This is a genomic window from Roseburia sp. 831b (assembly GCF_001940165.2).
Taxonomy (GTDB): domain Bacteria; phylum Bacillota; class Clostridia; order Lachnospirales; family Lachnospiraceae; genus Roseburia.
Map to the genome: position 1 here is coordinate 2358830 of NZ_CP135162.1, position 14573 is coordinate 2373402.

Consider the following 14573-nt stretch of genomic DNA (forward strand, 5'->3'; position numbering starts at 1 on the left):
ACTTTCACAAAAGAAATCTGCATTTGTTTTCGGAATCATAATTACCTAACATGTATTTTAATGCAAAAGTGCAAAAAAAGAAAGAGGAAAAGCATATTTTTTATGCATTTCCTCAAGTTTTTTTCTAAAAAGTTATGGTAAACCACTATACATTGTGAACAAATTTCATTTTTTGGCATATTCTAGAAAACCTTCTCCAAGCACTTCATTCACATCTGACACGATGACAAATGCGTCTGGATCAATTTTCCGAACCAAATCTTTTACTGCAACAATTTCTTTTTTGGATACGACACAATACAACATGCATTTATCCTCTCCGGAATACATTCCTTTTGCAGAAAGTCCGGTTACCCCTCTGTCAAGGTCAACCAAAATGGCATCCGCAACCTCTTTGTAATGGTCAGTGATAATCACCGCAGCTTTGGAAAACTTAAAGCCCTCCATCAGCATGTCCGAAACTTTTGAAATGGTAAAGATTGCAACCAGGGCATACAGTGCTGCCTTAACGCCGAACAGATACAGACCAGCCAGCACAATCATGCCGTCTAGAACCTGCATAATCTGTACTACCGAATAATGACGCAGCTTATGCTGAATCAGGGAGGCAACCATATCTGTTCCTCCGGTTGTCGCTTTCGACATGAGAACCATTCCCATGCCGACGCCATCAATCACACCGCCAAAGATTGCTGACAGTGTAAAATCTCCCTGTGTCAAATCCACTGACGGCCAGATATAGAGCCAGACAGAAAGCATGATGGTTCCAACCAGGGTTCTTCCAATGAATTTCTTACCTTTTACAAAATAGGCAATAATAAAAACCGGCGTGTTCAACATAAGGTTGGACAGCCAGAGCGGAATACCACCCTCTATCACCTTACTTGATAAAGACTTAATAATAATCGACAGACCGGAAAATCCACCTGTAACCATATTAATTGGGTCGTAGATACATTGAACCGAAAGTGCAATGAGTCCCGTTCCAATCAAAATACAAATGTAGTCCATTAGTGTCGACCGATTATAAAAAAACTTATTTTTCATTTCTATCCTCGTTCTTCGTATCATACTTTTGAATACTATTCTTTAGTTTTCCCCGATGAACAATACTCATTAACTTTCCCCAGATACTGCGCTTTTGTTTGACTGCCAGATCTCCAATTCCATACCAGATATTGGCATTCATCTTATCCTTATGCTCAAAGAAAAAATGTTCCTGCTGTGGTGATGGAATCACCGAAACAATGACGTCTGGCGTCGTCGCATTTAATTCGTTAATCACGGCATCCAAATCCCCAACGCAAGTTTCCGTTGCGTAGCTTCCCACAAGATTCAACTTGGAAAAGTCCCGCTGTAATCTTTCTTTCAGCCACTCCACACGCTCTGTCGTCTCTCCTAACACAAAAACGTTTTTTCGGTTTCGTTCTACTCTCTTAAAAAATTCGTAGAAAAAATCATTCTCCTCCGTCTCACGGATACGCTGCATGGTATTTAATTTGGTTGCCTGCAAAATCTCCTTCTCACCAATCACAGCCAGATCCAGCGATGAAATCACTTCTTTCAAAACCTCATCCTGTTCCGACTCCATCAGCATCCGCATCGAAATACTCTCTATCGTGTTCAGTACATTATTGCCTAAATAGGTTTCCACCCGCATGATTGCTTCGCGTACTGTATAATTGTCTAATTGTAATCCTAAGATATCGATTTTCTTTATCATGCTGCTCCTATACTAGTTTCTATCATTTCTTTTAGATATATGCATGTAGTATAGCAAAACGCACAAAATATTTCAAGTCGTGCCATAGCACCATTCCCTCGCTCATCCTATTTCGCAAATTTTCTGACAGTTTTCGTCTTTTTTTGCAATAAATTTACATTGAGAATGTCAACCTTTTTTCGAATTTTTTTCAAATTTGTTACTTCTTTATGATATTGTTACAAAACAGATGTTCTGCTATTTTACTATGTAAACCTCTTTTTTTCCATTTATCAAGGTGTTATCCATGTGGATAACGTGGATAACTTCGTGTATAACTTGATTTTTTCCTATTTTTTGCATTTTTTTCAGTGGATAACTTTTCATCGCAATCTCTTCTTTTCGTGATATTTTTCATTCGACGTTTCTCGATTTGTGCATTTTGTATAGGAAAGAAATTTCCTATTATAAAAAAGAATCCTGTTTACAGGATTCTCCGCCTGCGGCGGGTCGCATTTGCGACATTGTTCAACTCCGCCGCAGTGCGATCCTTGCGGAGCATTTTTTGTGTAATAGGAAAGAATTTTCCTATTACACAAAAAAAGAGACGAGGAACCCCCGTCTCTATCTTTTAAAATTTAATTAGAAAATACGTCTTACACTTACAATGCTCTTGTAATCTGCAGGAGAGGTATACTTGATACCGGTTGCTGCTGTACTAGCATGAACAATGGTGTTATTACCAACATAGATGGCAACATGTCCACTGTAACATACGATGTCACCTGGCTGCATATCACTCTGGCTTACTTCATAACCAACGCTTCTCATTCCACTGGAGGAATGTGGAAGGCTGATACCAAATGCAGCATATACACTCATAACAAATCCAGAACAATCTGTTCCGTTTGTTAAGCTTGTTCCACCATATACATATGGATTACCAACAAACTGTCCTGCATAACTTGCTACTGCGGAACCATTGGAACCACTTGGTGCAGAGTAGGATGCACTTGAGCTGCTGGAGCTGCTTGAACTGCTTGACTTTGTGGAAGCTTTCGCTTTTGCTGCCTCTGCTGCTGCAGCTGCTGCCTGACGTTCTTCTTCCTCTTTTGCAAGTCTTGCTTCTTCCTCTTCTTTGGATTCTGCTGTTATGTAGTCTGTCCAAAGACTTACATAATCTTTGGAAACATATCCATCACCTTCTTCGATGGATACTTTTACCCATCCATCTACGGATTCATCTGTGACTGTAAGGTCCTCTCCTTCTGGAACCATTCCAAGAACACTTGATTCTGTAGAAGCATCTGTACGAACATACAATGTCTGAGTGTTGACCGTTGCGAGTCTCTTTCCAACGGATCTGGAAAGTTCCTCGTCTCCAACTACAACGAACTCACTCTTTACATAACCGGTTACATTACCGGATTTAATCTGATACCAATCGCCTTCTGTTGCTAAAACAGTGGCTGCTGAATTGTTATATAATTTACCAAGGACTTCTCCATCTTCTGATGGTGTAGATCTGACATTCACATAGTTGTCTACCTGAGCGACTGCGATGTCTGCATATTCAGAAGCTACAACTGGTGCTTCATTCTCGCTGACAACAGATGTTGTATCTGCTTCCTGTGCGACTGTCTCAGGACTTGCTGTGAAACATTGTGAAACCACTAAAGATACTCCAGCGTTCGGTGTTACTGCAGTAGCGTCTGTATGATTCCATACGGTATCGCTTGCTGTCACACTTGATACACCTGCTAATGGTGTTGCATAAGTAGCAATTGTTGAATTGCCTAAAATCAATGCACCTGTCATTACGCAGATGGTTAACTGTTTCGCTTTTCGATTCATGTTACTTTTTCCTCCGATTCATTATTCCCCATATATTTATTACGAATTTGTTACATATATTAAATTTATTATAACAAAGCCGACTTAAGCTGTCAACCCACAACAGCCTATCTTCTTCCTTCTCTTATTTTAATGCAATTGCTTCAATCTCAAGTAAAACATCTTTTGGAAGTCTTGCAACTTCTACACAGCTTCTTGCCGGGAAATCAGAATGGAAAAATGTCTGATAAACCTCATTAATTTTACCAAAATCATTCATTTCTTTGATAAAGACGGTTGTCTTAATGACATTGTCCATATTGGTTCCTGCTGCCTCTAATAAATGTGAGAGATTTGTAAGTGCCTGTTTTGCCTGTTCCACGGAACCCTCCGGGATTTCTCCTGTCTCAGGTACAACCGGAATAATACCGGAAGTATAAACCATTCCGTTTACTTCGATTGCCTGGGAATATGGTCCGATTGCTGCTGGTGCCTTTGGTGTGCTGATTACTTTTTTCATGATATGTCCTTCTTTCCTCCAATATTGTCTCCTGCAGCCCTCTTGGCTGTACTCGACGTGTTGATTTATTTTATTTTCCGAATCGCTTTTTCGGAAATTTCAACCCGGTGTTCCTTGTACAGTCTTCCAACTGCACGCTTAAATGCATTCTTGCTAAGACCGGTCTCTCGCTTGATGACCTCCGGCGATGCCTTATCACTAAATGGAAGTACGCCTGCAAACTCTTCGATAACCTGCATGACTTTTTCTGCATCGGCATCCATCTGGATGTATGCTTTTTCACGCAAGGTAAGATCAAGCTTTCCATCTTCCTTTACGTTGACTACTTTTGCCTCAATCTCATCCCCGATGCGAAGCTTACTGCAATCTTCATATTTGGAAATCATAGCGGAATATTTGTCATCTACCGCAACAAAGGTTCCGAAATTATCACTGAATTCATAAACTCTTCCGGTTACAACGTCATCCTTTTTGTAAGGAGAGTCCATCTGTAACAAATCATATAACTTTTTCATGCTTGCGCAGAGTCTGCGGCTCTTATCAATGTAAAGTGTCACTAAAATCTCATCGCCGGCCTCTACACGCATTGTCATCTCTTTATATGGAAGAAACAGATCTTTTTCCAATCCCCAGTCAAGAAATGCTCCGATTTTTCCAACCTGGAGTACCTTGCAGACCGCAAGTCCACCAAGTGTAAGCTTTGGCTGATTGGTGGTTGCAATCAGTCTGTCCTTGGAATCTTTATATAAAAATACGTTTAATGTATCACCAATCTTTGTATTCTCCGGTACCTGTTTTGCCGGAAGCAGCACTCTTGTCTCATCCGACTCGTGTTCGGCAAGATATACACCAAACTCTACCTTTTTGATTACCACTAATTCCTGATATTCTCCTAATTTCATTCTTATTACCTATACTCTTTCTGTGCTATCTTCTAAATTCCAATACCGCATAAGGTTTGTCACTCTCATCCGCTAAAATCACAAGCGCCTTGTCCGCTTCTATCGTCACGTAAGGCTTGATTTTGTCCTGCAACATTGCCGCTTTCTTGTATTCCACCCGCAGGGTATGCGTCGAGAAATCTTCCGGCAGATACTCCTGGGCAGCCAAAACATATTTGCTGTTATTCATGTGATGGTTGGTGTCAATCTGGAACCGTTTTACCTGAAACGTCTCCTGCAATTCCCCAGGCTCTCCTTTTTCAATCTTGCGGGACGCCCACTCTCCCTCTAATTCCGGTGCAAAACTGTTCTGATAAGCAGCCGCCATCTCATCCGTCACACGCATCGGACGCATTTTCGTCAAATCCATATAAACCCACACGGAATTTGCAACTACAATTGTATTTCCTTTTTCATCCTGAATGGTAAAATTTCGATATCCATAAAATCCTTTAAAGGAATAAGGCCAGGTCGCTACTGAAATCTTTTCTCCTAACTGCGGATAACGTATCACCTTAATCTCCCAGGAGGACAAGACCCATGCCTGTGCATGCTCTTTCAGGTAATCGACACCCACTCCAAGCTCTTCCGATTCCATTGTACAGCAATCTTGCAAATAATCCAACAGATTGGAGAGTTTCATCTGTTTTTCACTGTCTACTTCGCTATATCTTACTTCTCCGTCAAAATGAAACATCGTTATGGATCCCTTTCTTATTCCTTTTTGTGCAATCAGATTTTTCTGTATATACGAAAAAGCACCACATAAAGTGGTGCTTTCATGAGCTGGCCCACAAGGATTCGAACCTTGGAAATGACGGAGTCAGAGTCCGTTGCCTTACCGCTTGGCGATGGGCCAATATCTTGTTTGTCGTGCTGTCGACAAAAGATATTATATCTCAACTCAAAATATAAGTCAAGCACTTTTTTTATAAAATTTGTAATTTTTTTTCTATTGTTGCAAAAAAGAGTTCTTCTTCCCAGGAAAGCTGTGCGGTTGCATTCGTTGCCTCGACGATTGCCTTCTCCAATTCCTCCATCTGTTCCGTTGGAACAAGCACACTAAGCTCTACTTTTTCGGTATACACGGTGTCCAAAATCTGTAGTCCACGCTGACCGAGCAGATATTGAATCTTTCCCATTCCGGTGTAGTCCGTTCCAATCAAAAGCTTTCTTCCTTTTTTCCGGTCTATCACCTGGCTTGCCTGCAGCCCTTCCTGCGTTGCCTTCTGATAAGCACGCACAAGACCGCCTGTTCCAAGCAGCGTTCCTCCAAAATACCGGGTCACCACAACCGCTGCGTTATGAATATCTTCCTTTAATAAAACATCTAACATCGGACGTCCGGCTGTCTGGCTTGGCTCCCCGTCATCCGAGCAACGGCTGGTATCATGATGATCTCCTATTGTAAATGCAGAACAATTGTGTCTCGCATCCCAGTATTTCTTTTTCATCTCTGCCACAAACGCAGCTGCCTCTTCCTCCGAATGAACCGGTCGGACTGTTGCGATAAAGCGGGATTTTTTTTCTACAATCTCAGCCTCTCCGCCTTCGTATACTATTTTCATTGTAATCTCCATTCCTGTGAGGTTTTTCTTCCATCCATCGTGTAAATGTGTTATGTAAACCTTTTCTTTTTCCAGATACACACTCTTTGTGCTATCAGAATAACATGTTCCATGCCCTGATACAACTTTTTCTTTATTATATAGCACTTTTTTGGTATAATAATTAGATAGTGGTAATTTGACTTTAAAAAGGAGGCCTACTATGAATTATGGGAAAAGCAATACCCGTAAGAAGGAAAAAGAATTAGCTTCTGAGGGTATTATGATGAAGAAAAAATGCAGCGTCATTTTTTGTAAGGCATTGCTGGTTTGTTTCTTTGCAGTTGTCATTGTCTGTGGCTGTACCGGCTTTGGTGTTCTGCGAGGCATCATAGACTCCGCACCAAGCATAGGCGAAATCGATGCAACGCCGACAGGTTTTCTCTCAACTGTTCTGGATACAGATGGTAATGTAACAGCAAGTCTCGTCAGTACCGGTTCCAATCGTAAATACGTTACAATAGATGAAATACCTATAGATTTACAACATGCCTTTGTCGCAATTGAAGACGAACGTTTTTACGATCACAACGGTATTGATTTGCGTGGTATTATCCGTGCCGCTGTCAAAGGTGTGACAACCGGACATTTTTCGGAGGGTGCCAGTACCATCACACAGCAGTTGCTTAAAAATACTGTTTTTACAGAATGGACAAGCGAATCTTCTTTTTCTGATAAGCTGACAAGAAAAATACAGGAACAGTATCTTGCCCTTCAGCTGGAAAAAGTAGAAGATAAAGACTGGATTTTGGAAAATTATCTGAACGCCATCAATCTTGGCCAGAATACGCTTGGTGTCGGAGTTGCTTCCGAACGTTACTTTGGAAAGGATGTCTCTGAACTTTCACTTTCTGAATGTGCCGTTCTTGCAGCTATCACACAGAACCCGACCCGTTATAACCCAATCTCTAACCCGGACAAGAATGCAGAACGACGGGAAAAAGTTCTAAACAACATGTTAGAGCAGGGATTTATTTCAAAAGAAGCTTATGATGAGGCCATGGCAGACGATGTCTATGACCGCATTCAAATCGTAAATGTTGAGACGGAAGATGCCAATGTCAATTCTTATTTTGTAGACGAACTGACCGACCAGGTCATCCAGGATTTGATTGACTTAAAAGGTTACACCGAGACACAGGCTTACAAAGCAGTCTACCAGGGTGGACTTACCATCTATTCCACACAGGATCCTGCCATCCAGGCAATCTGTGATGAAGAGGTTAGCAACCGGGATAATTATATTGTAGACCCGAAAGTGTCCTTTTCCTATCGCCTTACGATTCTTACTGCGGACGGTGAATATAAAAATTACAGCGATGCAACCATGCTTGCTTATTATCAGGCTTCAGACAAAAATTATTCGATTAACTTCAACTCTGAGGAAGAAGCTGCCGCTGCAATTGAACAATACAAACAGGATATTATGCAGGATGGCGATACCGTTGTGGAAGGCGGAGAAACCATCACCTACACCTTGCAGCCTCAGGTTGCTATGACCGTCATTGACCAGAGCACCGGCGAAGTAAAAGCTATCGTTGGTGGACGCGGGGATAAGACCGCAAGCAAAACTTTAAACCGTGCCACAAATACGACCAGACAGCCTGGTTCCACTTTTAAAATTTTAGCCTGTTACGCTCCTGCACTCGATGCCGGCGGTCTTACACTGGCAACTGTACAGGATGATGCACCTTATAATTATGAAGGAACCACGGATTCCGTAAACAACTACGATCATTCGTTCCGTGGCTTTACCACTCTGCGTGATGGTATTACGAACTCCATCAACATTGTCACTGTAAAGACCATGCATCAGATTGGTGCATCCCTTGGATTTAAATATTTACAGGATTTTGGGTTCACAACGCTTGATGAGGAGCGTGATGTTAATGATGCTACGGCTCTTGGTGGTATTTCAAAAGGTGTCACGAATCTTGAACTTACCGCTGCCTACGCAACAGTAGCAGATGGTGGAACTTACAACAAACCACGTTTTTACACAAAAATTCTGGATCACGACGGAAATGTTTTATTAGACAACACAACACCGGAATCTCACACGGTATTAAAAGACACCACTTCCTGGCTTTTGACAAGTGCCATGGAAGATGTTATGACAGAAGGTACCGGTACTTCCGCTTATTTCAGCGGAATGGCTCTTGCAGGTAAATCTGGTACTACAACCAAAAACCGAGATTGTCTTTTCGCTGGTTTTTCCCCTTATTACACCTGTGTGGTATGGGGTGGATTTGATGATAATGCGCCACAGTCCGGCAGCACAACCTCTTATGCAAAAAGAATCTGGAAGGCTGCAATGAGCCGAATCCATGAAGGACTGGAATACAAAGACTTTACACAGCCAAGTGACATCGTACAAGCTTCTGTATGCTCGAAATCCGGGAAACTTGCAATTGAGGGTGTCTGCGACAGCGACCCACGTGGCAGCATGGTTTATACCGAATATTTCGCTGAGGGAACTGTTCCTACGGATTATTGTGATCATCATATCAGCGCAACCATTTGTAATGAGTCTGGATTACTTGCAAATGAATATTGTCCTGCCGGCTCTGTTACCTCAGGCATTTATATCATTGGTGGTTCTGCCGGAACACAGGATTCCGCTTATATGTTAACAGATGATATTTTAAACAGCTCCTGTAACATCCACAACGCAGCTACAGCTAATCCAGCCGTTCCACCGGTTGACACAAACACGACAACCCCGGCACCGACAACCTCAACAACCATTCAGGGAAATACAGGAGGCTCTACTTCGACAGATGGCTCCACATCGACCGGTGGTTCTACAAATACAGACGGTTCCACAACGTCAGATGGAACATCGACTGGAACATCGGATGGGACCGGTGATACAACCACATCCGGTTCGGATGACTCTTCCGAAAATCCGAGACCACATCGTTTTCGAACATGAGGCTGATTTATAAACTTTATATTTAGATGAAAAGCCCCCAGCATTGATATGTGTCCAGGATTCTGGGTACATATCAAATGCTGGGGGCTTTTTGTTGATGTGGTTATTAATTCTATCCAAAATGATATTCATCCTGATTTCCAAGTATTGTTCTCCAATCCTGCCTATCCTTTAAAACCCGCAAAACAAATACCTGTTTTTCAGCAATATCGACTGTAAAGAACACATTATATGTACCAAAGGATTTTATTCTAATTTCATATCCACGATATTCAAAACTTACCCCTCGATAACCAAATGGAAAATTAATCAGTCGTTGTACTTCTTTATCATATTTATCAAGGAAATTCAGTGCCGCATCTATATTAGCAAACTTTCGTGCAATATATCCTGCCAACCCTGCTACATCTTCTGACGCTTCCCTCGTCACACGTAACCTATATTGCATTTTCTTTTAACAACCTTTCGCGAATTTGTCTCATTGCCTCTTCATGGGACATCGTATTTCCCTGCTCCATATCGTCAATTCCTTTATCCAATTCCCGAAAAAGTTTTTCTTCCTGTTCACTATATTTTACAGTTTCCTGTGCTAATGTTGTCATAAAATCACCCTACCCTTCCTTATAAAAACATTATTGTCCTCTTTTATTATACTCTGATATTAGTCAAAAATCCATATAACTGTTGCACAGACTTTTCTCACACAGACAGCAAAAGACCCAGGCTTTCACCTGGGTCTTTCACTGTTGATGTATATACTAACTAAGGGGATTAGATTCACTAACCTAATCTTTAGATTAGTGCATTTTATTCGACATCCTGTAATGCCTCTACATCTTCTTCGCCAGTACGAACTTTTACAACTTTTGCAACATCGTAAACGAAGATCTTACCATCACCAATATGTCCGGTGTAAAGTGTCTTCTTAGCTGCTTCAATTACGGACTCTACTGGAATCTTGCTAACAACAACCTCTACTTTTACTTTTGGTAATAAGGTTGCATCTAACTCAGCACCACGATATTTCTCGCCGGCACCTTTCTGGATACCACAACCCATAACCTGTGTGACGGTCATACCGGTTACACCGAGGTCGTTCATCGCTTTCTTTAAGTGATCATATCTGGATAATTTTGCAATAATAACTACTTTGTAAATACCAGTTGCATCGTGCGGTACGGATACCACTTTGACTGCTGCATCTCTCTGTACTGCAGATGCTGCTTCGTATTCTGGTGTTCCAAGGTCTGTATTTTCGTTGACATCCATTGTCATGGTGTTGGAAACATCCATGATGGAGAATCCAGCGTATGCAGATGGAAGACCATGTTCCATTGCATCAAGACCGACAATTTCTTCTTCTTCGCTGACACGAAGTCCAATGGTGTGTTTGATTACAAGGAATGTAATTGTGATGGTAACTGCTGCCCAGGTACCTACGGTAAGAACACCGAGTAACTGGAGTCCTAATAACTTAAATCCACCGCCATAGAAAAGTCCTACCAGCTCATTTCCTGCTTTATCAGCGATTGAATATCCTGGTGCTCTGTTTGTTGCGAAAAGACCAACTGCGATTGTTCCCCAGATACCGTTCATACAATGAACTGCTACCGCACCAACCGGGTCATCGACTCTTAATACGTTATCTAATAACCATACGCCGAAGCATACTAATAAACCTGCTACTGCACCGATTACAATTGCACCAAAGCAATCTGTGACATCACAAGGAGCCGTGATTGCTACAAGTCCTGCAAGGGATGCATTTAAACACATGGAAACATCTGGTTTTCCATATTTTACCCATGTAAAAATCATACAAACAACAGTTGCGACTGCCGGTGCTACGGTTGTGGTAAGGAAAATAGAACCTAACTGTTCTACGGAAGTTGCTGCTGCACCGTTGAATCCATACCAACCGAACCAAAGAATAAAGCATCCTAAACATCCAAGCGGAAGGTTGTGTCCTGGGAATGCATTTACTTTTGTAATATTGCCATCTTTATCTCTTGTAAATTTACCGATACGAGGTCCAAGGATTGCGGCACCAATTAATGCAGAGATACCACCAACCATGTGAATTGCACAAGAACCGGCGAAATCATGGAAGCCTAACTGGGATAACCAGCCGCCACCCCAAATCCAGTGAGCTTCAATTGGGTAAATCAATGCGGAGATGACTCCGGAATAAATACAATAAGATAAGAATTTTGTTCTTTCAGCCATCGCGCCTGAAACGATGGTTGCAGTCGTAGCACAAAATACTAAGTTAAATACAAAATTTGAAAAATCAAAATCCTGATAGGATGTAAAAATATCAAATCCAGGTTTTCCGATAAGTCCGATGAAATCCTCACCTAACAACAGGGAAAAACCAATTAAGATAAACATTACAGTACCAATACAAAAATCCATCAGGTTCTTCATTAAGATATTACCGGAGTTCTTTGCCCGGGTAAAACCTGCCTCTACCATTGCAAATCCAGCCTGCATCCAGAATACCAAAGCGGCACCGATTAAGAACCAGACTGCAAATGTGTTTTCGCTTACTAAGCTTACAATTGCGTCTTCTGTCATAACATAATCCTCCTTAATTTAAAAAAATGCGTCACATTTCCTATCTCCACAGCTTCGTGGTACCGGTAAATGCAACGCATTTCAATTATTTAACTATTTTTGTAATTGTATGTAAGGTATCTATTATTATACCTCGAAAATAAGATCTCCATAAGATGGCATTGGCCACATCTCTTTGTCTACAATCATTTCCATCTTATCGACTGGTGCTCTTAACGCATCCATTGCAACTTTCACTACATCTCTGTAGTAAACAGCCTGTTCTCTGCCTTCTTCCATAGCAGCACCCTTTGCTGTTACTTCCTCTAATTTTGCAAGTGCAACTTTTGTCTCCGATAATAAGTCAGATACTTCTGTCAATAACTCTGTCTGTACACTTACATCTGCATCACATGCTGCTTTTACAGCATTTACGGATGTTGCAAGGGATGTAATATATTTGATAACTGCTGGAATAATCTGTTTTCCTGCAATATCAATCATTGCTTTTGCTTCGATGTTAATCTCTTTTGCATATGTCTCGTATTCAATCTCTACACGGGAATCAAGCTCTGCTTTTGTGAATACGCCAAATTTTTCAAATAAAGCAACTGCTTTGTCTGTGTTTAATGCTGGGATTGCATCTACCATAGACTTGATGTTTGGTAAACCACGTCTTTCTGCTTCTGCAACCCATTCATCGGAATAGCCATTTCCGTTGAATACGATTCTCTGATGCTCTGTCGCATATTTCTTAATCAAATCATGAACAGCCATATCAAAGTCATCTGCTTTTTCCAGTTCATCACAAGCTTCTGCAAATGCTTCTGCAACGATGGTATTTAATACAACGTTTGGCTGTGCGATAGAATCCTGGGAACCAACCATACGGAACTCGAATTTATTTCCTGTAAATGCAAATGGTGAAGTTCTGTTTCGATCTGTTGCATCTTTCATGAAGTCTGGTAATGTCTTAACACCAGTATTTAATTTGGTACCTGCAATACTGTGTGTAGCCTCGCCTGTACTGATTAACTGTTTTAAGACATCCTCTAACTGTTCTCCTAAGTATATAGAAAGGATTGCTGGTGGTGCCTCGTTTGCTCCTAATCTGTGATCGTTTCCGACATCTGCTGCCGATTCTCTTAACAAATCAGCATGTGTATCAACTGCTTTTAAGATACAGGTTAATACTAATAAGAACTGGATGTTGTCATGTGGTGTTTTACCTGGATCTAATAAGTTGATTCCATCATCTGTTGTGATAGACCAGTTGTTATGTTTACCGGAACCATTGACACCTGCGAATGGTTTTTCATGAAGTAAACACTGTAAACCATGACGATATGCAACTTTCTTTAATGTTTCCATCACCAACTGGTTATGGTCAACTGCCATATTACAGGTTGCATAGATTGGTGCTAACTCGTGCTGAGCCGGTGCAACTTCGTTGTGCTCTGTCTTGGAAGATACTCCAAGTTTCCAAAGCTCTTTGTTTACATCTCTCATGTAAGCTGCAATTCTTTCACGGATTGCTCCAAAGTAATGGTCATCCATTTCCTGTCCTTTTGGAGGCATCGCACCGAAAAGTGTACGTCCTGTGAAAATCAAATCTTTTCTCTGTAAGTATTTTTCTCTGTCAACGATGAAGTATTCCTGTTCTGGTCCAACAGAAGGAATAATCTTCTTGGATGTTGTATTGCCAAATAATTTTACCAAACGGAGTGCCTGTGTATTAATAGCCTCCATGGAACGAAGTAAAGGTGTTTTCTGATCAAGTGCTTCTCCTGTGTAAGAACAGAAAGCGGTAGGAATACAAAGTGTTGCACCAGAAGCATCCTGTCTTACAAATGCAGGTGATGTACAATCCCATGCTGTATATCCTCTTGCTTCAAAGGTTGCTCTTAATCCACCGGATGGAAATGATGAAGCATCTGGCTCACCTTTGATTAATTCTTTTCCTGAAAAACTCATCAATACTTTACCATTGCTCATAGGAGCTGTAATAAAGGAATCATGTTTCTCAGCTGTAACTCCTGTTAATGGCTGGAACCAATGAGTGTAATGAGTTGCTCCTTTTTCAATTGCCCATTCTTTCATCTCATGTGCAACTACATCAGCGGTCTCAAGGTCAAGATCTTTTCCCTCTTCCATAACTTCATGAAGTTTCTTGTAAACTTTCTTCGGCAGACGTTCCTGCATCACAGCATCATTGAATACGTTTTCGCCAAAGATGTCTGCTACGTTATAGTATTCTGTCTCGCTCATATCTAAACATCCTTTCTTCGTTTCATCATAATCCCCTATCGAAATATGACTTTATTTTTGAGAGCTTACAAATAATTGTAAAAAAAGGGCATTCCAATCCTCTTGGAACACCCTTGTTCATCTCTCGCATTTGTTTTGCTGTATTTAATTTAACTCAAACACTTTTAAAATGCAAGTAAAAATTTTGTTTTTTGATACTTCTGACAAAATT

At 41.0% G+C, this 14573-nt stretch carries 12 protein-coding genes and 1 tRNA gene; 1 reads left to right on the forward strand and 12 read right to left on the reverse strand.

Translation table 11 applies throughout. The features are described 5' to 3' along the window. Positions 1–165: 165 nt before the first annotated feature. The 8 genes from BIV16_RS10820 to BIV16_RS10855 form a co-directional block, all read right to left on the reverse strand. Entirely contained in the window at positions 166–1047 is an 882-nt protein-coding gene (locus BIV16_RS10820; RefSeq protein ID WP_075680798.1) for a YitT family protein, read from the reverse strand. Next, complete coding sequence (locus BIV16_RS10825) at positions 1037–1723, reverse strand: WecB/TagA/CpsF family glycosyltransferase (protein ID WP_075680799.1); 687 nt, start codon at positions 1721–1723, stop codon at positions 1037–1039. Before BIV16_RS10825 ends, BIV16_RS10820 begins: the two co-directional genes overlap by 11 nt. 621 nt (positions 1724–2344) lie before the next feature. Beyond that, entirely contained in the window at positions 2345–3556 is a 1212-nt protein-coding gene (locus BIV16_RS10830) for a C40 family peptidase (protein WP_075680800.1), read from the reverse strand. Between the two features lie 124 nt (positions 3557–3680). Next, a complete protein-coding gene (locus BIV16_RS10835; protein WP_075680801.1) occupies positions 3681–4055 on the reverse strand; it encodes a RidA family protein in 375 nt (124 codons plus the stop codon). 65 nt (positions 4056–4120) lie between these two features. Next, complete coding sequence (locus BIV16_RS10840) at positions 4121–4957, reverse strand: CvfB family protein (RefSeq protein WP_075680802.1); 837 nt, start codon at positions 4955–4957, stop codon at positions 4121–4123. 25 nt (positions 4958–4982) lie between these two features. Beyond that, positions 4983–5693, reverse strand: a complete 711-nt coding sequence (locus tag BIV16_RS10845; protein WP_075680803.1) for an acyl-[acyl-carrier-protein] thioesterase — start codon at positions 5691–5693, stop codon at positions 4983–4985. An 89-nt stretch (positions 5694–5782) separates the two neighbouring features. Further along, a tRNA-Gln gene (locus BIV16_RS10850) sits at positions 5783–5855 on the reverse strand. A 70-nt stretch (positions 5856–5925) separates the two neighbouring features. Then, positions 5926–6564: a YigZ family protein gene (locus tag BIV16_RS10855; protein WP_075680804.1), complete on the reverse strand. Its 639-nt coding sequence runs from the start codon at positions 6562–6564 to the stop codon at positions 5926–5928. A 202-nt stretch (positions 6565–6766) separates the two neighbouring features. Here BIV16_RS10855 and BIV16_RS10860 point away from each other — a divergent pair, with 202 nt between their 5' ends. Continuing rightward, the gene (locus BIV16_RS10860; protein ID WP_075680805.1) at positions 6767–9538 is read left to right on the forward strand and encodes a transglycosylase domain-containing protein; all 2772 of its coding nucleotides are present in this window, start codon (positions 6767–6769) and stop codon (positions 9536–9538) included. 112 nt (positions 9539–9650) lie between these two features. On the opposite strand, the gene BIV16_RS10865 is transcribed toward BIV16_RS10860, so the two are convergent. The 4 genes from BIV16_RS10865 to BIV16_RS10880 all read right to left on the reverse strand — a co-directional run bounded on the left by BIV16_RS10865 (position 9651) and on the right by BIV16_RS10880 (position 14362). Further along, entirely contained in the window at positions 9651–9986 is a 336-nt protein-coding gene (locus BIV16_RS10865; RefSeq protein WP_075680806.1) for a type II toxin-antitoxin system RelE/ParE family toxin, read from the reverse strand. Then, the gene (locus BIV16_RS10870) at positions 9976–10140 is read right to left on the reverse strand and encodes a hypothetical protein (protein WP_173664556.1); all 165 of its coding nucleotides are present in this window, start codon (positions 10138–10140) and stop codon (positions 9976–9978) included. The genes BIV16_RS10865 and BIV16_RS10870 overlap by 11 nt, the downstream gene beginning before the upstream one ends. Before the next feature lie 205 nt (positions 10141–10345). Beyond that, entirely contained in the window at positions 10346–12115 is a 1770-nt protein-coding gene (locus BIV16_RS10875; RefSeq protein WP_075680807.1) for an ammonium transporter, read from the reverse strand. A gap of 126 nt (positions 12116–12241) precedes the next feature. Continuing rightward, positions 12242–14362: a glutamine synthetase III family protein gene (locus tag BIV16_RS10880; protein WP_075680808.1), complete on the reverse strand. Its 2121-nt coding sequence runs from the start codon at positions 14360–14362 to the stop codon at positions 12242–12244. Positions 14363–14573 lie beyond the last annotated feature (211 nt).

What these genes read in the sequence shown, in the direction of transcription:
- BIV16_RS10820 (WP_075680798.1), bottom strand. Translation starts at nt 1,047, where the DNA reads ATGAAAAATAAGTTTTTTTATAATCGGTCGACACTAATGGACTACATT.
- BIV16_RS10825 (WP_075680799.1), bottom strand. Translation starts at nt 1,723, where the DNA reads ATGATAAAGAAAATCGATATCTTAGGATTACAATTAGACAATTATACA.
- BIV16_RS10830 (WP_075680800.1), bottom strand. Translation starts at nt 3,556, where the DNA reads ATGAATCGAAAAGCGAAACAGTTAACCATCTGCGTAATGACAGGTGCA.
- BIV16_RS10835 (WP_075680801.1), bottom strand. Translation starts at nt 4,055, where the DNA reads ATGAAAAAAGTAATCAGCACACCAAAGGCACCAGCAGCAATCGGACCA.
- BIV16_RS10840 (WP_075680802.1), bottom strand. Translation starts at nt 4,957, where the DNA reads ATGAAATTAGGAGAATATCAGGAATTAGTGGTAATCAAAAAGGTAGAG.
- BIV16_RS10845 (WP_075680803.1), bottom strand. Translation starts at nt 5,693, where the DNA reads ATGTTTCATTTTGACGGAGAAGTAAGATATAGCGAAGTAGACAGTGAA.
- BIV16_RS10855 (WP_075680804.1), bottom strand. Translation starts at nt 6,564, where the DNA reads ATGAAAATAGTATACGAAGGCGGAGAGGCTGAGATTGTAGAAAAAAAA.
- BIV16_RS10860 (WP_075680805.1), top strand. Translation starts at nt 6,767, where the DNA reads ATGAATTATGGGAAAAGCAATACCCGTAAGAAGGAAAAAGAATTAGCT.
- BIV16_RS10865 (WP_075680806.1), bottom strand. Translation starts at nt 9,986, where the DNA reads ATGCAATATAGGTTACGTGTGACGAGGGAAGCGTCAGAAGATGTAGCA.
- BIV16_RS10870 (WP_173664556.1), bottom strand. Translation starts at nt 10,140, where the DNA reads ATGACAACATTAGCACAGGAAACTGTAAAATATAGTGAACAGGAAGAA.
- BIV16_RS10875 (WP_075680807.1), bottom strand. Translation starts at nt 12,115, where the DNA reads ATGACAGAAGACGCAATTGTAAGCTTAGTAAGCGAAAACACATTTGCA.
- BIV16_RS10880 (WP_075680808.1), bottom strand. Translation starts at nt 14,362, where the DNA reads ATGAGCGAGACAGAATACTATAACGTAGCAGACATCTTTGGCGAAAAC.